This is a genomic window from Faecalibacillus sp. MSK20_93 (genome assembly GCF_020589945.1).
GTDB lineage: Bacteria > Bacillota_I > Bacilli_A > Erysipelotrichales > Coprobacillaceae > Faecalibacillus > Faecalibacillus intestinalis.
On sequence record NZ_JAJDKA010000009.1, the window covers coordinates 35,514 to 55,773 of the forward strand.

Here is a 20,260-nt window from a genome sequence, read left to right on the forward strand (position 1 = left end):
AAAAGGAACATTCCTAACCGATAAATACTTTGAAGAACAATTAGAACGTGTTCGTGAAATTAGAGCGAGTGAACGTAAATTTTATGCAACTGTTCAAAACAAAATGCATTATGCAATTCATGGTCATACTGCAGCTGAACATATTTTAGAAAGAGCTGATCATCAAAAACAAAATATGGGATTAATGACTTGGCAAGATGCACCAGATGGCAAAATTAAAAAGAGTGATGTCATAATTGCTAAGAATTATTTATCTGAATTTGAATTATCACAACTTAATCGTATGGTTACATCTTACTTGGATTTTGCTGAAAATATGGCTCAAAGAAAAATACCATTAACAATGCAAGACAGGGAAACAAGACTTAATGGATTCATTGAAATGTTTGAATATGGTTTATTAAAAGATGCTGGTAAAGTAACTGCTGCAATTGCTAAAATTCATGCTGAAACAGAATTTGAAAAATATCGAATTATACAAGATCAATTGTATATGTCTGATTTTGATCGCTATTTGTTAGAGTTAGAAGAAAAAATGAAATAGAATTTGAGAAGATATGAGTTATTCATTATGAATATATTCATATCTTTTTATTGTTGGGTTACCGAGGATTCCTCGATAACAGGGAAGGAGTGTAAAAAATGAACGACATATATTATTTCGTTAAAACATAGATTTTAAAAAGGGGGAATTATTATTGAGAGGAAATAAAATTGATATTTCAATTATTGTACGAAATGCAATTTTAGAAGAACTCTATGAAGAAAAAGAAATAGATGAAAAGACATATCACAAAATGAAAGAAATATTTTTAAACCAAGAGAAGAATTCACTAGATAAATAAAATAATCTTAGTAGTATGTTGATTGAAATGAGTGAGCGAATAATGAAAAAATTAAAAGCTGTTTTTTATGCAAGAGTATCTACAGATCATAGTGATCAACTTCATTCTTTAAAGGCACAACAAGATTATTTTTATCAATATTTAGATAATCATCCAGAGTTTGAATTAGTTAATTCATATGTTGATGAAGGTATTACAGGAACAAGCATTAAAAAAAGGAAATCATTCCAAAAAATGATTAATGATGCTTTGCATCATCATTTTGATATTATTCTTACAAAAGAAGTGACACGATTTGCAAGAAATACTTTAGATACTTTACAAATGGTCAGGTTATTAAAAGAAAATAATGTGAATGTGTTATTCTTGACAGATATGATTGATACAAGAACACATGAAGGTGAATTGCGTTTATCTTTAATGGCTACAATTGCTCAAGAAGAAGGTAGAAAAATTAGCCAAAGAGTCAATTGGGGATTTCAAAGAGCATTTGAAAATGAAAAACTTGTAATTACTAATGTTTATGGTTATGACATTGTCAAAGTTGGTCATGTGAGAAAACTTGAGGTGAATGAGCAACAGGCATATGTGATTCAACATATATTTAAATGGTACTTACAAGGATTGGGATATGGAAAAATTTCAAAAAGATTATATGAATGGAATATTCCTTCTCCTTCTGGTAACGCACATTGGGATACATCGGTGATTGCTAAAATATTGGCCAATGAGAAATATATTGGTAGACTTGTGCAAGGAAAACAAAAGACAAATAATTATCTAGAAAAGAAAATATTAAGAAATATATCAAGAAATGATATGTATATTACTAACAATCATCATGAAGCCATTGTTGATAAAGAAATATTTTATGCAGTCCAACAATTAAGACAATCAAAAGTAAAAAATGGAGAAAGAAATCGAAGATATCCGTTGTCTGGTAAAGTCATTTGTGCAATGTGTGGAAAATCATATGCTCGAATGAAATATGGAAACAGTATTGGTTGGGGATGTAGAAAATGTGAAAATACGAATATTATTAATGAAACAGTACTTATAGAATTATTACGTTCATTTATAAGTACTGTTTTCATAAACAAAGAAAAGGTCAAGAAAGAATTGGTTGATGCGTTAATGAATTCTTATGATTTTATGAACTGTGAGAATCAAATTAATCAATTACACAAAGATATTGGATATATTAGACGTCGAATGAAATTATATTTAGATGATTATTTAGAAGAAAAGATATCAATAGAAGTCTATAAAGAAAATAAATTAAAAGAAGAAAAAGAATTAGAAGCAAAAGAAAAAGAACTTCAAGCATTAGAAATGAAGGAAAGTAATAATGATATGAAGAATGCTATTCATCATATTGTGAAAGTGATTGAAAAGAAAGTTGAAATAGATAAAGGAGTTATTCATCAAATCATTATCCAATATATAAAAGCAATCATTCCTAAAAAGATGAATGAGTATCACTTATATATGGATTTAAGTGATTGTTACTTTAAAGAAAATGTGGATTTATCACAATTTGAATATGTGAAAACTTATATATTTGATTTACAAGACTATCAATCGCCATATGTTAAAAAGAAATATAAACAACTTCAAAATACAAAACTTCATCTTTACATAAGGAGGTTGTCGTTATGAAAAAGACAAGAGTCGTTTTCTATGCCAGAGTTTCAAAAGATACCGAAGAACAGTTACATTCTTTTGAAGCACAGAAAAAATATTTTGAAGAATTTATTAGTAGAAATAAGGATATGGTATTCATAAGAGGATACGCAGATGAGGGAATATCAGGAGTTAATGTAAAGAAAAGAAAACAATTTCAACAAATGATTGAAGATGCTAAGAATAGCGAGTTTGATTTAATTCTTACAAAAGAAGTCACCCGTTTTGCAAGAAATACAGTGGATACTTTAGTCAATACAAGATTGTTGTTGAAATATAATGTTGGTGTTCTTTTTACAACAGATAATATTGATACAAGAAGTAATGATGGTGAATTACGTCTATCTTTAATGGCTACGCTTGCTCAAGAAGAAAGTCGCAAAATCAGTTCACGTGTCAATTGGGCAACAAAAAGAAATTATGAAAATGGTGTTGCACATGGGACAATGCCTTATGGTTATAAGCGAGAGAATGGAAAAATTGTTATTGTTGAAGATGAGGCTAAGGTTGTTCAACAGATCTTTCGACTTTATATTGATGGGTATGGCACAAGACGAATCGCTAACACATTAAATGAACAAGGTTATTATAATGCAACTGGTGGAGAGTGGCTTCCTTCTACGATAAGAGGAATGTTAAAGAATCGAAAATATTGTGGAGATCTTGTTCAAGGAATGAGTAAGACAATTGACTTTTTAGAAAAGAAAAGAGAAGTTGTTAAAGATGAAAGTCAATATTATGTATGTGTTTCGCATCATGATGCTATTATTGATAAACAAACTTTTGAATATGTTCAACAACTTCAAGAGAATCGTAAGAGTATAAATGATAAAAACGAGGTTAAAGTTCCCTTTAAATATAGCAATCAAAATATCTTTTCTAATAAGATTTTCTGTGGATATTGTAATGCAAGCTACCGTAGAATCAAAAGAAAGAATGATAGTATTTACTATAAATGTTCAACTGCAGACAAGAAAAAACGTGTTTTCTGTCCTGAAAGTGAGAACATAAAGGAGGAGGCTTTAAAAGATATTATTAAACAGACTGCTCAATATTTTAAGGTCAATGAAGAAGATATTATTAGACAATTTGAAGATGTTTTAAAAGAAATTGAAATGGATTTAGATGAAGATTCAATTCAAGGTATCGAAGAAAAGATACAAAGTAATCGTTCTAAGCTAGAAAAACTAGTTGATCTTTATATGGAAGGTTTGATTGATAAAGAGATTTATTTTCATAAAAAAGAAGAAATTGAAAAAGAAACTTATGAACTGAACCAAAAGATGAATATGACGAGTCAAACACAAGTCAGTGTCATTCAAAAGGTTAAAAATTTGATAGAAACTATCAAAGATAAGCTGAATCATTGGAGAGATATGAGTGATACTTTGATTAAAGAATTAATCTATAAAATTGTGGTCTATAGTAAAGAAAAACTTGATATTTATATCAATGTTGCGAGTTATCAAAAAATAAGTTATGAAAATGGGGTGTTTGTGTTACCGAATGTGAGTGAAATGGAATGATGCCTGTGTTGTCGTGGCAGAAAATATTGCAGGAAGTCATGAAGAATTTGTTTCGATGATGAATGAAAAAGCAAAAGCTTTAAAACTTAAAAATACGCATTTTGTCAATTGTACAGGATTGCATGATAAAAATCATTATACTTGTGCGAAAGATCTTTCAACTATGGCCGCTTATTTACTACAAATTGGTGGCAAGAAACTTTTAGCCGTCACATCGCTTTATGATAGTTATGTTCGCGAAAAAACAAAACAAAAGTTTTGGCTTGTAAATACCAATAAACTTTTAAAACAATATCCAGGAGTAGATGGTTTAAAAACAGGTTTTACCAAAGAAGCTGGGTATTGTATTGTCACAACATGTAAGAAAAAGGATTTAAGATTAATTGGTGTTGTCATGAATGAAGATAAGCCACAAACACGCAATGAAGATATGAAAGGGTTATTGAATTTTGGTTTTTCGAAGTATCAACAAGTTAAACTTTATCAAAAAGGAGAAGTGATTGATACTGTAAAAGTCAAAGATATGGTTGAACAAAAGATCAATGTTGTAAGTCATAAAAATCTTTATTATTTATCTGAAAAGACAAATCAAGAAAAGTTCAAAAAGAAAATTGTTTTTGATTCTTTACAATTACCAATTAATCAAAATAAAAGTATTGGAAAGCTTATTTTATATAATAAAGATAAAGCTGTTGCTAGTTATCCTTTATATAGTGAAATAAATGTCAAAAAAATGAGTTTTTTAGATAAATTATTAAGAGTCTATAAATCGTTGATTTAGGCTCTTTTTTTGTGTTTTATTCTAGTTTTGTCGAATCTATTTTTTTTCTTTTTAAGATGAGCTAAGATGCATTTAAGGAGATGAAAAAATGGAAAATAAAATGGAACATGAAATTGAAAATGGACAACTGATTATTTCATTTTACGGAGAAATAGATGGTTATAATGTTGCGTATTATCGAAATAAATTAAATGTACTTCTAGCGATTAATGATGATGATGTCATTTTTGATTTTAAGCATACGACTTTTATCGATAGTGCAGGGGTAGGGTTGGTTTTAGGCAGGTATCAACAATTATCTAAAGAAGGAAGAAAATTATCACTTAGAAGATTGTCTAATACAGCTTATAAGGTTTTTGAGTTAAGTGGGTTATTTGAAATTATGGAGTATTTAAAGGAGGCGCAAATATGACAAATGAAATGTCATTATCTTTTAGTGCAACTTTGGAAAATGAACCTTTTGTAAGAACATGTATTGCCTCTTTTGTGGTTTGTTTAAATCCTACGATAGATGAAATTGTAGAAATTAAAACGATTGTAGGAGAGGCTGTTTCTAATGCCATCATTCATGGTTATAACGGTGATAAAGGCTGTCTTGTAAAGGTTAAAGCTTATATCGAAGATGATTCGCTTACAATCTATGTCATTGATAAAGGACAAGGTATTCAAGATATTGAAAAAGCAAGACAACCGATGTTTACTTCTAAAAAAGAATTAGAACATGCTGGAATGGGACTTAGTATTATTGAAGCATTATGTGATGAAATGACAATCGAATCTTCTTTAGAATTAGGAACTCAACTCATAATGAAAAAAAGAATTGTTCATGAATAAAGAAGCTGTTTTAAACAATATTCAATTAGCACAACAAGGGGATGAAGCAGCTAAGGAATTAATTGTTAAAAATAATTTAGGTTTAGTTTGGTCGATTGTTCATCGCTTTAAGAATAATTATTATGATAAAGAAGATCTTTTTCAAATTGGTTGTATTGGATTAATGAAAGCTATTAATAATTTTGATGTTCATTATGGTGTTCAATTTTCAACGTATGCGGTGCCTATTATTATGGGAGAAATCAAACGTTATTTTAGGGATGATGGGACAATCAAGGTTTCTCGTTCACTTAAGGAATTGAATATCAAAATTAACAAAGCAAAAGAAAAATTAATTACACTTTATGGTTATGAACCGACGGTTCAAGAAATTGCAAAGGAACTGGAAGTAGATGTCATGGATGTTGTAGAAGCTATAGATGCTTCTTATTATCCAACTTCACTTTCTGAACCGATATATGAAAAAGATGGATCTACAATTTCAATGGAAGAAAGAATAGAAGATAAACATCATACAATGTGGTTTGAAAAAATTGCATTGAAATTAGAAATAGAAAAACTTGATGAAAAAGAAAGACTTATTTTATATATGAGATATCAGTTGGATTTCAATCAAGAAAAAGTGGCGCAAAGATTAAATATTTCTCAAGTACAAGTATCTAGATTAGAAAAGAAAATCATTACAAAATTAAGAAAACATTTGAATGAATCTCATTAAGTGATATAATTCATTCAGGTGATTTTATGAATGAAAGAAAAGAAAGTACGACTTCAATTATATTGGAATATGTAAGAGTCATTGTTTTAACAGTTATTGCAACTTTTATATTTTTACAGTTTGTGCAAATATCAAGAGTTAATGGTTCAAGTATGGAAAATACTTATTTTCAAAATAATATTGTTTTGATTGATAAAGTTTTTTATAAACATAGTCAACCTAAAAGAAATGATATTATTATTGTAGATTATGATGATGGTTTAGATGATACGCTTATTATTAAACGAGTTATTGCTGTTGGTGGGGATCATCTAGATATTAAAAATAATGAAGTGTATATTAATGGTAAAAAGATAAAAGAAAGTTACATTAAAGAGAATATGAATACAGAAGATCTTTCTATTGATATTCCTAAAGGAAAAGTGTTTGTCATGGGGGATAATCGTAATCATTCTTTAGATTCTAGAAAATTAGGCTATTTTGATTTTGATAATGATGTCATTGGTAAAGTCTTTTTTAAGATTCCTTTATAGGGGTCTTTTTTTGTATAGATATGTAATAAAAAAATATCTATATGATAAACAAGCCTTAATTGTATAATTTTAAGCAAAAAAATCGAAAAATAAATCATATTTTTACTGTTTTTATTTTGCTTGTGAAAAAAATTATGGTAAGATAATGTCAATCAATAAGGCAATTTATGGGGAATCTTATTGGTGGAAAGGATGATAAAATGTCATATAAATTTAAAATTACTAGAGGAAATGCAATTCTTAACTTTTCAGAAGAATACTGTCAATCACGTTGTGAGTTGATTGAAAGCGAATCTTTTGCGCGTGTACTTAAAGGGTATGTACACGATATCAAAAGGAAGAAAACAACAGCTTATGAATACTTGAGAGAAGTTCAAAAAGAAAGTATTGATATTGTTGAAGATTTAAGAACGGTTTTTAGATTATTACTCGTTATGGATCCTAAGGAATTAGCTTCAATTTATCCTAAATTTGCTCCATATTTTAGAGATATGGATGAATTTACACAAGTAATTGAAGATATCTATTTATTCTGGCGTCGTTTACAACGTTATAGTGTGGTTTATAACGAAGAATCAAGAGGGGGATATCAAAACGTTCAATTCGCTGATGCACAAGTTAACTTTGAAGCGCTTGTTTTATCAGTATATCGATCAATTAAAAATAAATGTATTGGACAAAGTGAAAATGTTTTACGTCAAATTACTGCAGGTGTCAATGCAGGGTTACGTGTTTCAAATATGCGTTCATTTTTACCATATGAATATCGTTGTTTAGACAATATTCCATTTATTGAATCAGTTATTATTCATCCACCTTTTATTACATATTCAAAACGTAATAAAAGAGATGGTGTTTTCCCTGAAACAAAGAAAAACCCACTTGAAGATTTAAAATTTGATCCAGATCAATGGTTCTGTTATCCTGCGAAAGTAGGAAATCTATTATGTTTTGTTTATTTCAATGTCGCTTATATGGCACAAGGTGTTACTTTATGTAACTTATTCCAATTAGCAACTGAAGAAGAATATCGTAATAGAAAACCAGATATGATTTATGTTTATGGATATGAAGATGGTAAAAAACATCAATATTTCTATCAAGATGATGAAAATGATATGATGGTTGCTTTACTTTCAGCAAACGATGAATTTGATTATTTCGGTTACATGAAGAAAATGATGCTTACATTACACAATGTAAGAAAAATCAATAAAAAACAACTTCCAATCCATGGGGCAATGGTTCAAATCACTTTACAAAGTGGAGAAACAAAAAATATCGTTGTTATGGGTGATAGTGGAGCTGGTAAGTCTGAAACAATCGAACAAATTAAAGTTTATGGAGCAGCTTATATCAGAGATTTAATCACTGTTTATGATGACATGGGGTTATTATCATTAGACGAAAAAGGAACTGTTAAAACATCAGGTACAGAAATTGGGGCTTTCGTAAGACTTGATGATTTAGATGCAGGTTATAGCTTTAAAGAATTAGATAGGTCTGTTTTCATGAATCCTGATAAAGTCAATGCTCGTATCGTTATTCCAATTACAGAATATAAAGATGTAGTTGCTAAGCATGATGTTGATATGTTCTTATATGCAAACAATTATGAAGAAGATGGAGATTCATTAAGTTTCTTTGATAATGTTGATGATGCTCTTAAAGTCTTCAGAGCTGGTAATCGTATGGCTAAAGGAACAACAACTGAATATGGTTTAGTAGGAAGCTACTTTGCAAATCCATTTGGACCTGTACAAAGACAAGATCAATGTGAACCATTATTACAAGATTATTTCCAACGTATGTTTGATCAAGGGGTTAAGGTTGGACAATTACGTACTCGTTTAGGAATTAAAGGTAATGAACATAATGGTCCTAAAGAAGCAGCTACTGAAATCTTAAAATATATTACAGGTGAAAAAGAATTAAAAATGTTAGAAGATGATGAATAATCATCTTCTTTTTTTATATTTTATACTATGGAAAAGAAAAAACGTTGGTTAATTAATTTTTTATATTATGGAATTATTTTTAGTATAGGATGTTTGATAGTTTATATTTTATTTAAAAAATGTCTGATTGTCGTTTTAAGTTATTTATCCGCTATTTTATTAAAACCTTTTATTGACTTGATATTAGAAAAATTGCATATAAAAAATAAAGTTTTTACAATAATTATGACAATCATCATTTTTATTCTTTTGTATACTTGTTTCTTTCTCTTTGTTTTCTTTTCATGTCTTTTTTTTATTAAAACACTTTCTTTTCTACCAAGCTTTATAGAAACGGTTTATCAAGAACTTCTTAGCCATCAATATCTCATTTCTTTTTTTACGCAATTTTATCAACAAATTCAAACTCTCATTCAAAATATTCTTTCAACAAGTATTCATTATGTATTATCGTTTGCGATGAATATGGTTCATTTTATTGCTTGTCTGTTTATTCATTTCTTTCTAACAATACTTTTTTTATTTCATCAATCACTTATTCAAAGAAAAAAAGAAAATCTTTATACGACCCTTATATCTTCTTTTACAGAGACGTTTATTATCATTATAAAAACATATAGTATTTTATTTGTTATCACATTTATAGGGCTTTTTTTAGGCTTTCAAGTGATAGGGATCAAACAAGCATTGAATCTTTCTTTTTTTATTGCCTTCTTTGACTTTTTTCCAGTATTAGGAATTGAGATGATTATGTTTCCTTGGATCATTACTCTTGCTTTATTAAATCAAATATCTCTATCATTAAAACTATTAATTCTTTATGGAATCATTGCTTTGATAAGGAATATTTTAGAACCACATCTTTTATCTAAAAAAATCAAAATACCAGCTCTCTATATGTTTGTTGCTATGTATCTGTTTATGAAATTGATGGGTATTTGGGGGTTTATGGTTGCACCTTTTGTTTTGTTAGTTTTAAATAATTTTAGACAAAAAAATAATTTTCAAGAGATTTACAAAATAATTAAAAAAAGTCTTTGAAATTTATATATGTTTTGTTATAATAGTCGTGCAACAATGTCTAGGATATGCGAATACTCAACGTATAGCTTGGATATTGCCAAGAAATTAACATATGGAGGATAAAAGAAATGTTAACAAAACAAGAAAAACAAGCTATCATGAAAGAATATGCTACTAAAGAAGGAGATACTGGTTCTCCAGAAGTACAAATCGCTGTATTAACTGCAGATATCAACAAATTAAATGGTCACTTCAAACAACATCCAAAAGATAAACACTCAAATAGAGGTTTATTAAAGAAAATTGGTAGAAGAAGAGATTTATTAAAATACTTAAAAAATAAAGATATCGAAAGATATGCTTCTTTAGTACAAAGATTAGGATTAAGAAGATAGTTAAAAAAGCGCTTAGGCGCTTTTTTGTTAAAAGAATAAAAGGATAAAAAAAACTCTATGAAATAGGAATCATAGAGTTTTCTTTTTATTCAACTGTAACTGATTTAGCTAGGTTACGTGGTTTATCAACATCACAACCTTTAAGACCAGCTGCATAGTAAGCAATCAGTTGTAAAGGTACAGCAACTAAAACAGATTGTAAGATTGGATCAACGTCAGGTAAGATATATGTTTCTTTAACATTTCCTACTTCTTGTCCATCGATTGTAAATAAGATAACATTAGCACCACGAGCAATTGTTTCTTGAATGTTAGAAATTGTTTTAGCAGCAATATTTGGTTGTGTTGCTACAGCAATTACTAAACTTCCTTGTTCAATTAATGCAATTGGACCATGTTTTAACTCACCTGCAATATAGGCATCAGCATGGACATATGAAACTTCTTTTAATTTTAAAGCTCCTTCTAAAACAGTAGCATAATCTAAACTTCTACCAATATAATAAGCATCTTTTAAATCTTTTAAATAAGATGCATAATGTTCAAATGTTTTTTCATCTTTTAAGATGTTTTCGATATGTTGAGGTAATGAAGCAATACCTTCAATAATACGTTTATAATCTTCATTTTCATTTCCTAAAGCTTGAGAAATATACATACCAAGTAATAATAAGACAATTAATTGTGTTGTATAAGCTTTTGTTGAAGCAACAGCAATTTCAGGACCGGCACATGTATAAATTGTATGATCAGCTTCACGAGAAATAGATGATCCTAAAACGTTTGCAACTGCAATTGTTGTACACCCTTTTTCTTTAGCTAAACGTAAAGCAGCCATTGTATCAGCTGTTTCTCCTGATTGAGAAACAAAGACACACATTGTTTTTTCATCAACGATAGGATCACAATATCTAAATTCACTGGCAACTTGAGTAAAAGTAGGGATTCCTGTTAATCTTTCTAAAATGTTTGCCCCTGAAAGGCAAGCATGATAAGCTGTTCCACAAGCAACAAAGTAAGCTTTGTTGAAAGTTTTGAATTTATCATGAATGGCATCAAGCTCAGGTAAAACGATACGATCTGTTCCTTCAACACGTCCTCTTAAAGTTTCAGCAATAGCATAAGGCTGTTCATGAATTTCTTTTAACATGAATGTATCATAACCACCTTTTTGAGCAGCTTCATTATCATAAGGAATAGTAGTGATTTCTTTTTCGATAGGATTTCCGTATTGATCAAAGAAAGAAACATTTCCTTTATTTAAAATAGCAATTTCATAATCTTCTAAGAAATAAACATCTTTTGTATAATCTAAAATAGCTGGAATATCACTAGCAGCGACAGAAGCATCAGCTGTTTTTCCAATAACTAATGGACTGTCTTTTTTAGCGATAAAGACTTTATCAGGCTCAATTGTTGAAACAATACATAAAGCATAGCTTCCTTCAATTCTTGTAATAACTCTTTCTAATGCTTTTTGTAAATCTTTTTCTTTTTTATAATAATAATCCATCATATGAACAACAACTTCACTATCTGTTTCAGAATGAAATTGATATCCTTGTAAAATTAAGATTTCTTTAAGTTCTCTATAATTTTCAATAATTCCATTATGAACTAAAGAAATAGTCTCATCATTATTAGTATGAGGATGAGAGTTTAAATTTGATGGGATTCCATGAGTAGCCCATCTAGTATGACCAATCCCAACATGACCTAAAACATTTTCATCTTTTAATAAATCTTTTAAATTTTGAAGACGACCTTTAGCTTTTTTTGTAAATAAATGGTTCCCTTCAATTGTTGTAATACCCGCTGAATCATATCCACGGTATTCTAGTTTTTCTAGCCCTTGAAGTAAGAATGGTAGGGCTTCTTTGTTTGCACTAATGGCAGCAATTCCACACATAAAAAATCCTCCTTTATATATTCATATGTGTGGTTATAAAAAAGAGGATACTAGATGAATTTGTTTTACAATCACTTGTAGTTTTTGTTCATCGCTTAGGTAGTATCATACCTCTAGACCATCCGCCGAATTTTTCGATAAGTCTAGTCCTCGTCAACTGCAATGCAGTCCTGGCGCTCTATTTTCAAATCTCATTTTATAACCGCATCTATTATATAGAGTACTTATTTATAAATCAACTACAAATTTTTTAAAAAAAGAAGAAAAAAAAGAAGAAAAAATGATTTTTTTAGGCGATATAATAATGGAGGTATTTTTATGGAAAATAAAAAAAGTGAGATGTCTGTAGAATATAATATGGACGAAATGAAAAAATCATTAAAAAATTTGAAAGAAACAGAATGCTATGATGTAGAAAAGTATACCTATTCTTTGTTGCATCAAACAAGACAATTAGAATATTTTTATTGTCAATTAGTTGAAGAAGAGAATCCAGAACCTGATCAAACTTATTATCATGTTTCTCGTCGACCTATGGTTCACCAAATGGCCTATTTTAATATTGGTAGAGGATTTCCTAAAGAGTTGATGGATGGGCATTGGTGCTACGTTTTAAAAGATTTTGGATCGAAAATGCTCGTTATTCCCTGTACATCTATTAAAGAAGATTCGCCAGAAGCAACTGAATATGAATTAGATATTCGTGCAAAAATAAGAAAATATCCAATAAGGAGTCGTATGCAGTTGAGTGATATGCGTGTTGTTGATCTTCAAAGATTAGATATTAGAAAAAGATTTTGCAATGTAATTACAGATAAAAAAGAAATAGAAAATCACATAAAACATATTATTTTTGATGAAGATGATGAATATTAAAAGGTCTCACGAGGGAGACCTTTCTTTTATCTTATAAATTTAACAATCTTTTAGTATCTCTAGCGATAACTAATTCTTCGTTTGTTGGAATAACGTAAACTTTAACTTTACTATTTGGCGTAGAAATTAAACGATCACCTTTACCATTAACGTTTGCATCATCATCAATTTCAATACCTAAAGCTTCAGCTAATAAATTACAAATTTCTTTTCTTGCAAAGAATGAGTTTTCTCCAATACCTGCTGTAAAACAAATAGCATCCACTCCACCTAAAGCAATGAAGTAACGACCAATATAAGCAATAACTCTTCTAAAGAAAATATCCAAGGCAAGCTGCGCTCTTTCATTACCGTTGGCAGCAGCTTCTTGTACATCTCTAAAGTCACTTGATACACCAGAAACACCAAGTAATCCAGATTCTTTATTAAGCATCTTGATGACTTCTTTCATATCTAAACCAACTTCTTCGATTAAATAATCGATAACTGAAGGATCAACATCTCCAGAACGTGTTCCCATCATAATACCAGCAAGAGGTGTAAATCCCATAGATGTATTGATTGATTTACCATCTTTAACAGCAGTTAAAGAACCACCAGCTCCTAAGTGAGCAACGATAATACGTGAGTGTTCAGGGTTTCCCATCATTTCACGACAACGAGATGAAACATAGAAATGGCTTGTTCCATGAGCACCGTATTTACGTACTTTGTTTTCTACATAATATTTGTAAGGAATTGGATAAATATAACTTTTTGGTTCTAATGTTTGATGGAAAGCTGTATCAAATACAGCAACAGCACCAGCATTAGGAATAGCTTCTTTAAAAGCATAGTATCCAGTTAAATGAGCAGGATTGTGTAAAGGGGCTAATGATTTTAATTCATCAATTTTAGAAACAACATCTTCATCAATAATGACTGATTGATCAAAATAAGCACCACCTTGGACAACACGATGTCCAACACCTTTGATTTCATCTAGGTCCTTAACGATTTCTTTTTTGATTAAAGTGTCTAATAAAAGTTGAACAGCAACTTTATGGTTTTCGATTGGTAAAGTTGTGACATCTTTTTCTCCATTATACTTAATAGTAAAAATAGAATCTTCTAAACCAATTCTTTCAATAACACCAGAAGTAATAACAGTTTCATCATCCATTTCAAATAATTGGAATTTTAAAGATGAACTTCCAGCGTTTACGGAAATAATTTTTGACATAACATTCAAGTCCTCCTTATTAATACTTTTCTATTATAACACCGACAAGGAAGAAAAAACTATAAAAAGATTGAAAAAAAGAAGAGATTGATTTATAGTAAGACTTGCCAGGGGCGCAAAATGCTGAGAAAGGTGAAAACCTTGTCCCTTATAATCTGAACTAGGTAATGCTAGCGTAGAGAGTGCAAAATAGTTTATTTGCCTTTTTGCGTATGTAAAAAGGCTTTTATTTTGCCTCATTTAAAGGAGGATGACTATGGAAATTAAATTAACTACGAAGAATATGGCTTATATGGCAATGTTTGCGGCAATGCAAGTTGTTTTAGAATATTGCACAAAATTTTATGAGATGCCAAAAGGTGGTAACTGTGCTTTTTCACTTGTTGCAATTATTTTATGTGGCTATTTGATGAATTGGGGTTACAGTTTGATTGTTTCACTTGTTTGTTTAGGTCTACATTTTACTTTAGGACTTGCAACATTTTATGGTCCTTTATCGGTAATCTTTGATTATTTATTACCAATGGTTTTAATTGGACTTACACCACTTATTCCTTTATTAAAAGTAGGTAAGTATGAATTACCTGTTGGAATTATCGTAATGGGTGGTTTAAAAACGATTTGTCATTTGATTTCAGGATGGTATGCTTTCCAAACACCATTACAAGCAAACTTAACTTATAACTTACCTTATAATATTGCAACAATCATTGCTTGCTTTATTTTGTTTGTGATTTTATATCCAAGACTTAAAAAAGCAGTTCATTTATAAGACTCGTTTCGAGTCTTTTTTTCTTTGAAAGAAAGATGAATTTGTGTATAATGTAAATGTTAATAAGGAGTCGTTTGTTGTGGAAGATATTGTAGGAAAGAAAATCTTAATACATGGATATAAACATAATGGTAAAATACATAGATGTTGGTCAAAGGGACTTGTTTTACAAGAAACGGATGATCATTACATTGTTATTAATAATCGGACATTGGTGACAGAATCAGATGGCAGAATGTGGCATACACGTGAACCTGCTATTTGGTATATGCCCAAACATAAATGGTACAATGTAATTTGTATGATTAGAAAAACAGGAGTGTATTATTATAGTAATATTGCTTCACCAACTTTATATGATGGAGAGGCTTTAAAATATATTGATTATGATTTAGATTTAAAAGTATTTCCAGATGGAAACTATCGCATTTTAGATCAAGAAGAATATCGTCAACATGCTCGTGAAATGGGCTATAGTGATGAATTAGACAAAATTTTAAAGAAACAACTAGATGTTTTGATTGATTTAGCGGTAAAAAAGGGAGGACCATTTGATCAGAATTTTACTAAGAAATGGTATGGTTTTTATCAAGATTTAAAAGAGGGTTATTATGGAAAAAGTGATTACTATAAATAATAGAGATGAAACATTAGCTTTTGGTGAATATTTAGGAAAATTACTAAAACCGCATATGTTATTGACACTTAATGGTGATTTGGGTGCAGGCAAAACAACCTTTACTAAAGGAATAGGAAAGGGTTTAGGAATTAAAAGAATTATTAATTCACCAACTTTTACAATTTTAAAACAATATCAAGGAAATTATCAATTATCTCATTTTGATGCTTATCGCTTAGAAGGACAAAGTGAAGATTTAGGCTTTGAAGAAATTTTTGATAGTGATGATATTTGTGTGGTTGAATGGCCAGAATTTTTAGAAGATATTTTACCTCAAGAACGTTTAGCAATGACGATAAAAAGAATCGATGATGATCATAGAGAATTTATTTTAAAACCAATTGGTAAAAAATACGAAGAACTTGTAAAGGAGATTGAATATGAAAACAATTGTCATGGATAGTGCTAATAAGTATTTAGTAGTAGCTTTATATGAAAATCAAAAATGTTTAGCTTCTTTACAAGAAGAAGGAAATCGAAAGCAATCTGAGTATGCAATCGTTTATTTACAAAAATTATTACAAGAAAATCATTTAAAAATGAGCGATTTTGATGAAATGGTCATTACTATTGGACCGGGTTCTTATACTGGTGTACGTGTTGCTTTAACGATTGCGAAAACATTAAATGCAACGATGAATATTAAGGTAAAAACTGTTTCTTCTTTAAAGGCGATGGCAGGAATGAAAAAAGCTATTTCTATTTTAGATGCAAGAAGCCATAAATTATTTCTAGGAATTTACAATGAAGGAAAGGTTATTGTTGATGATTGTTTAATAAATATTGATGAATTTGAAAATTATCAAAAACAATATACTGATTATGAAATTGTTGGTGATACACATTTAGTAGGAATACCTGAAAAAGAAGTGGATCTTGCCAATCATATTTATACACTTTCTACTTTAGAAAAAGAAATAGAAAATGTTGATGGTCTTGTTCCAAGATATACTAAGGAAGTTGAGGCTAAAAAAATATGTCAATAAGAGAAATGAAAGTTGATGATTTAAAAAGAATTGTAGAATTAGAAAAAGATCTTTTTTTATCACCATGGAATGAAGAAGATTTTATACATGAATTAAAAGAAAACCCTATGGCGGGTTATTATATTCTTGAAAAAGAAAATCAAATTATTGGATACATAGGATTATGGTTTTTAGGTGATCAATGTCAAATTACAACAATTGCGACAGATCGACATTTTCAAGGACAAGGGTATGCAAGCCAACTGATGGAATACGCTCTTGAAAAAAGTGAAGAATTACATTATCAAAATGTTAATTTAGAAGTACGTGTTTCAAATGTAAAAGCAATTGCTTTATATCAAAAATTTGGGTTTAAAAATGTTGCTGTTAGAAAAAGATACTATAGCAATGGTGAAGATGCGTATTTAATGATCAAGGAATTGGAGGGATAGAGATGTCATTATTACTAGCAATTGAATCAAGTTGTGATGAAATGGCGATGGCTGTCTTAAAAGATCAAAGAGAATTTTTAAGTAGTGTCGTGGCAAGTCAAATCGACATACATGCAATGTATGGTGGTGTTGTCCCTGAAATTGCCAGCCGTAAGCATGTTGAATGTGTATCTGTTGTTTTAAAAGAAACGTTAAAACAAGCAAATATAAAAATGGAAGACCTTGATGCTATTTGTGTAACAAAAGGTCCAGGACTTGTTGGCTCTTTACATATTGGTTTACAAGTCGCTAAAACACTTTCTTTGGCTTATGATAAACCATTAATTGGGGTTCACCATATTGCAGGGCATATTTATGCAAATAATTATGAAAAAGATATTGTTTATCCAGCACTATGTCTTGTAGTCAGTGGTGGGCATACAGAGCTTGTTTTGATGAAACATCCTTATTCTTTTGAAGTGATTGGTGAAACTTTAGATGATGCTGTTGGAGAAGCATATGATAAAGTGGGAAGAGTTTTAAATCTTCCTTATCCTGGAGGACCGGTTTTAGATAAGATGGCTCATTTAGGAAAGGCAAGTTATCATTTACCTAAACCATTAGATGATGATAGTTATAATTTTAGTTTTAGTGGTTTAAAATCAGCAGTAATCAATTTAGCACATAATCATAGACAAAAAGGTTTAGAAATCAATCAAAATGATTTAGCAACGTCTTTTCAAAATGTTGTTGTTGATGTCTTGGTCGATAAAACGATTCGAGCGGCTAAAGAATATGGTGTTAAAGAAATTATGTTAGCTGGTGGGGTTTCTGCTAATAGGGGTTTAAGAGAAAAGATGAAAGAGCAAGTTGCCATGTTAGAAGACGTACAATTGTCTCTTCCACCGATGAAATGTTGTACAGATAATGCAATGATGATTGCTTTAGCAGGAAAAGTTATGTATGATAATAATAAGTTTAGTGATTTATCGCTTGGCATTAAACCACATCTTGATTTAGAATTAGAATCAATAGGAGGGGATTAGTGTGGAGAAAAAAATATCAAAAGCGACAATGTCCCGTTTTCCTGTTTATTTAAAAGCGCTTAGAAAAATGCAACATGAAGGAAAAGAAACATGTTTATCGAGTGAATTGTTTGAAATTACAGGAATACAAGATACAACAATTAGGCGTGATTTTACATATTTATCAAAAACGGATAATTTTGGTAGACGTGGAAGAGGCTATGATGTTAAACATCTTATAGATGGTTTAAGTGAAGTTTTAGGTTTACGATTAGATGAACCTATTATTTTAATTGGGGTTGGCAATTTAGGAAGTGCCATTTTAAAATATAATCGTTGGCAATATACAGTAGGTAAGATTGTTTGTGGTTATGATATGGATAAAAATAAAGAAGGGGAAAGATTTGGTGTGAAAATTTGTCATATTGACAAGTTGGAAGAAACTTTTCCAAGTGATTGTAAAATTGCTATTTTGGCGATTTCAGAAAATGTTCAAGAAACAGTGGATCGTTTAATGAAATTAGGCATTAAAGGAATTGTAGATTTTACGCATAGTCATTTTATGGTTCAAGAAGGCGTTGAAGTCCAAACAGTAGATGTTGTGGTAGCTATTCAAGAATTAGTAATTAAAATGAAATCAAATGATCAAGAATAGGGAGAGAAAAATGTTTGAATTTATTACAGTAAGAGAATTATATGAATTATATATCAATGATAGAGACCAATTAGATGGTATTGAATATGTTGAATTACAAGGATGGATCCGTACAAATAGAAATAGTGGGAAAGTCGGATTTTTAGCTTTAAATGATGGAACATATTTTAAAAATGTACAAGTTGTTTATTTAGATGAAATTATTGATAATTATGAAGAAGCTTCTCATATTTCTACAGGAAGTGCTGTTAAAGTAACTGGTAAATTAAAATTAACACCAGATGGAAAACAACCTTTTGAAATTGAAGCAACACATTTAGTGGTTGAAGGAACTTGTGATGAAGATTTCCCATTACAAAAGAAAAGACATTCTTTTGAATACATGAGAGAAATTCCTCACTTAAGACCAAGAGCAAATACTTTTTATGCAATCTTTAGATTAAGATCTGTTTTATCAATGGCTATTCATGAATTCTTCCAAAACCAAGGATTCGTTTATGTCCATACACCAATCATTACTTCAAATGATGGTGAAGGTGCTGGAGAAATGTTTAGAGCAACAACAATCGATAATACAGAATTTGATAAAGATTTCTTTGGAAAAGAAGCTTATCTTACAGTTACAGGACAATTACATGTTGAAGCTTTTGCTTTAACATATCGTGATGTTTATACATTTGGACCTGCCTTTAGAGCGGAAAATTCAAATACTTCAAGACATGCTAGTGAATTCTGGATGATTGAACCTGAAATTGCTTTTGCTGACTTAGAAGATGATATGGATTTAATTGAAGATATGGTTAAATACTGTATTGATTATGTCTTAGATAATGCACCAGAAGAAATGAAATTCTTTGAAAGCATGATTGATAAAGAATGTATCAAACGTATCAAAGCAGTTAGAGATAGTGATTTTAAACGTATGACTTATACAGAAGCAATCGATTATTTATTAAAAGCAGATGTTAAATTTGAAAATAAAGTAGAATGGGGTATGGATTTAAATTCAGAACACGAACGTTATATCTGTGAAAAAATTGTTGGTGGACCAGTATTTTTAACAGATTACCCTAAAGAAATCAAAGCATTCTATATGCGTTTAAATGATGATGGTAAAACAGTAGCTGCTTGTGATTTACTTGTTCCAGGAATTGGTGAACTTGTTGGTGGATCACAACGTGAAGAAAGATATGATGTCTTAGAAAAAATTATGGATGAAAAAGGAATGGCCAAAGAAGGATTACAATGGTACATGGATCTACGTCGTTTTGGTGGATGTAAACATGCTGGATTTGGTTTAGGATTCGATCGTTTCTTAATGTATTTAACAGGTATGCAAAATATTAGAGATGTTGAACCATTCCCAAGAACTCCAAGAAATTTAAAATTCTAAAAGCCTATTCGTTAGGCTTTTTTTTGTGTATAATATG

The 20,260-nt window shown here is 29.9% G+C and carries 23 protein-coding genes and 1 riboswitch; of the genes, 21 read left to right on the plus strand and 2 right to left on the minus strand.

Annotation, left to right across the window (positions count from 1 at the left end; genetic code table 11):
* The first annotated feature begins 103 nt into the window (after nucleotides 1-103).
* The 12 genes from rhuM (at nucleotide 104) to rpsO (ending at nucleotide 10,296) form a co-directional block, all read left to right on the plus strand.
* A complete protein-coding gene (gene rhuM, locus LJD34_RS04550; protein WP_230311141.1) occupies nucleotides 104-544 on the plus strand; it encodes a RhuM family protein in 441 nt (146 codons plus the stop codon).
* Nucleotides 545-698: 154 nt separating this feature from the next.
* Complete coding sequence (locus LJD34_RS04555; RefSeq protein ID WP_227359290.1) at nucleotides 699-845, plus strand: hypothetical protein; 147 nt, start codon at nucleotides 699-701, stop codon at nucleotides 843-845.
* 42 nt (nucleotides 846-887) lie between these two features.
* On the plus strand, nucleotides 888-2,504 hold the full coding sequence (locus LJD34_RS04560) for a recombinase family protein (RefSeq protein ID WP_158561377.1): 1,617 nt from the start codon (nucleotides 888-890) through the stop codon (nucleotides 2,502-2,504).
* Nucleotides 2,501-4,054, plus strand: coding sequence for a recombinase family protein (locus LJD34_RS04565; RefSeq protein ID WP_117346798.1), 1,554 nt, complete (start codon nucleotides 2,501-2,503; stop codon nucleotides 4,052-4,054). Before LJD34_RS04560 ends, LJD34_RS04565 begins: the two co-directional genes overlap by 4 nt.
* The gene (locus LJD34_RS04570; RefSeq protein WP_117783176.1) at nucleotides 4,041-4,835 is read left to right on the plus strand and encodes a D-alanyl-D-alanine carboxypeptidase family protein; all 795 of its coding nucleotides are present in this window, start codon (nucleotides 4,041-4,043) and stop codon (nucleotides 4,833-4,835) included. The genes LJD34_RS04565 and LJD34_RS04570 overlap by 14 nt, the downstream gene beginning before the upstream one ends.
* A gap of 88 nt (nucleotides 4,836-4,923) precedes the next feature.
* Nucleotides 4,924-5,247: an STAS domain-containing protein gene (locus LJD34_RS04575; RefSeq protein ID WP_022000917.1), complete on the plus strand. Its 324-nt coding sequence runs from the start codon at nucleotides 4,924-4,926 to the stop codon at nucleotides 5,245-5,247.
* Complete coding sequence (gene spoIIAB / locus LJD34_RS04580) at nucleotides 5,244-5,669, plus strand: anti-sigma F factor (RefSeq protein ID WP_227359291.1); 426 nt, start codon at nucleotides 5,244-5,246, stop codon at nucleotides 5,667-5,669. The genes LJD34_RS04575 and spoIIAB overlap by 4 nt, the downstream gene beginning before the upstream one ends.
* A complete protein-coding gene (locus LJD34_RS04585; protein ID WP_147579656.1) occupies nucleotides 5,662-6,387 on the plus strand; it encodes a SigB/SigF/SigG family RNA polymerase sigma factor in 726 nt (241 codons plus the stop codon). Before spoIIAB ends, LJD34_RS04585 begins: the two co-directional genes overlap by 8 nt.
* 26 nt (nucleotides 6,388-6,413) lie before the next feature.
* Nucleotides 6,414-6,920 (plus strand): signal peptidase I, encoded by a 507-nt coding sequence (gene lepB / locus LJD34_RS04590; RefSeq protein WP_117481333.1) that lies wholly within the window; start codon nucleotides 6,414-6,416, stop codon nucleotides 6,918-6,920.
* Between the two features lie 200 nt (nucleotides 6,921-7,120).
* Entirely contained in the window at nucleotides 7,121-8,878 is a 1,758-nt protein-coding gene (locus LJD34_RS04595) for a phosphoenolpyruvate carboxykinase (protein ID WP_227359292.1), read from the plus strand.
* Between the two features lie 27 nt (nucleotides 8,879-8,905).
* Nucleotides 8,906-9,919, plus strand: a complete 1,014-nt coding sequence (locus LJD34_RS04600) for an AI-2E family transporter (protein WP_227359293.1) — start codon at nucleotides 8,906-8,908, stop codon at nucleotides 9,917-9,919.
* A 110-nt stretch (nucleotides 9,920-10,029) separates the two neighbouring features.
* Nucleotides 10,030-10,296, plus strand: coding sequence for a 30S ribosomal protein S15 (rpsO, locus tag LJD34_RS04605; RefSeq protein ID WP_022000911.1), 267 nt, complete (start codon nucleotides 10,030-10,032; stop codon nucleotides 10,294-10,296).
* A gap of 85 nt (nucleotides 10,297-10,381) precedes the next feature.
* On the opposite strand, the gene glmS is transcribed toward rpsO, so the two are convergent.
* Nucleotides 10,382-12,205 carry a glutamine--fructose-6-phosphate transaminase (isomerizing) gene (gene glmS, locus LJD34_RS04610; protein ID WP_227359294.1) on the minus strand — a complete coding sequence of 608 codons (1,824 nt, stop codon included), beginning with the start codon at nucleotides 12,203-12,205 and terminating at the stop codon, nucleotides 10,382-10,384.
* Nucleotides 12,206-12,523: 318 nt separating this feature from the next.
* Here glmS and LJD34_RS04615 point away from each other — a divergent pair, with 318 nt between their 5' ends.
* Nucleotides 12,524-13,081, plus strand: a complete 558-nt coding sequence (locus LJD34_RS04615) for a hypothetical protein (RefSeq protein WP_227351855.1) — start codon at nucleotides 12,524-12,526, stop codon at nucleotides 13,079-13,081.
* Nucleotides 13,082-13,112: 31 nt separating this feature from the next.
* Here the strand turns inward: LJD34_RS04615 and LJD34_RS04620 are convergent, their stop codons facing one another.
* Complete coding sequence (locus LJD34_RS04620; protein ID WP_032090316.1) at nucleotides 13,113-14,303, minus strand: acetate/propionate family kinase; 1,191 nt, start codon at nucleotides 14,301-14,303, stop codon at nucleotides 13,113-13,115.
* A gap of 99 nt (nucleotides 14,304-14,402) precedes the next feature.
* Nucleotides 14,403-14,503, plus strand: a riboswitch (TPP riboswitch).
* Between the two features lie 56 nt (nucleotides 14,504-14,559).
* On the opposite strand from LJD34_RS04620, the gene LJD34_RS04625 reads away from it, so the two are divergent.
* From LJD34_RS04625 to asnS, 8 genes are all read left to right on the plus strand, one after another.
* Entirely contained in the window at nucleotides 14,560-15,075 is a 516-nt protein-coding gene (locus LJD34_RS04625; protein WP_227359295.1) for an energy-coupled thiamine transporter ThiT, read from the plus strand.
* A gap of 79 nt (nucleotides 15,076-15,154) precedes the next feature.
* Nucleotides 15,155-15,712, plus strand: coding sequence for a DUF402 domain-containing protein (locus tag LJD34_RS04630; RefSeq protein ID WP_175301095.1), 558 nt, complete (start codon nucleotides 15,155-15,157; stop codon nucleotides 15,710-15,712).
* Nucleotides 15,687-16,157, plus strand: a complete 471-nt coding sequence (gene tsaE, locus LJD34_RS04635; RefSeq protein ID WP_022000905.1) for a tRNA (adenosine(37)-N6)-threonylcarbamoyltransferase complex ATPase subunit type 1 TsaE — start codon at nucleotides 15,687-15,689, stop codon at nucleotides 16,155-16,157. The genes LJD34_RS04630 and tsaE overlap by 26 nt, the downstream gene beginning before the upstream one ends.
* The gene (tsaB, locus tag LJD34_RS04640; protein ID WP_227359296.1) at nucleotides 16,135-16,740 is read left to right on the plus strand and encodes a tRNA (adenosine(37)-N6)-threonylcarbamoyltransferase complex dimerization subunit type 1 TsaB; all 606 of its coding nucleotides are present in this window, start codon (nucleotides 16,135-16,137) and stop codon (nucleotides 16,738-16,740) included. The genes tsaE and tsaB overlap by 23 nt, the downstream gene beginning before the upstream one ends.
* Nucleotides 16,731-17,171, plus strand: a complete 441-nt coding sequence (rimI, locus tag LJD34_RS04645) for a ribosomal protein S18-alanine N-acetyltransferase (RefSeq protein WP_032090311.1) — start codon at nucleotides 16,731-16,733, stop codon at nucleotides 17,169-17,171. Before tsaB ends, rimI begins: the two co-directional genes overlap by 10 nt.
* Before the next feature lie 2 nt (nucleotides 17,172-17,173).
* Nucleotides 17,174-18,196 carry a tRNA (adenosine(37)-N6)-threonylcarbamoyltransferase complex transferase subunit TsaD gene (tsaD, locus tag LJD34_RS04650; RefSeq protein WP_032090310.1) on the plus strand — a complete coding sequence of 341 codons (1,023 nt, stop codon included), beginning with the start codon at nucleotides 17,174-17,176 and terminating at the stop codon, nucleotides 18,194-18,196.
* A gap of 1 nt (nucleotide 18,197) precedes the next feature.
* The gene (locus LJD34_RS04655) at nucleotides 18,198-18,830 is read left to right on the plus strand and encodes a redox-sensing transcriptional repressor Rex (RefSeq protein WP_032090309.1); all 633 of its coding nucleotides are present in this window, start codon (nucleotides 18,198-18,200) and stop codon (nucleotides 18,828-18,830) included.
* Between the two features lie 10 nt (nucleotides 18,831-18,840).
* Nucleotides 18,841-20,223: an asparagine--tRNA ligase gene (gene asnS, locus LJD34_RS04660; protein WP_119363513.1), complete on the plus strand. Its 1,383-nt coding sequence runs from the start codon at nucleotides 18,841-18,843 to the stop codon at nucleotides 20,221-20,223.
* Nucleotides 20,224-20,260 lie beyond the last annotated feature (37 nt).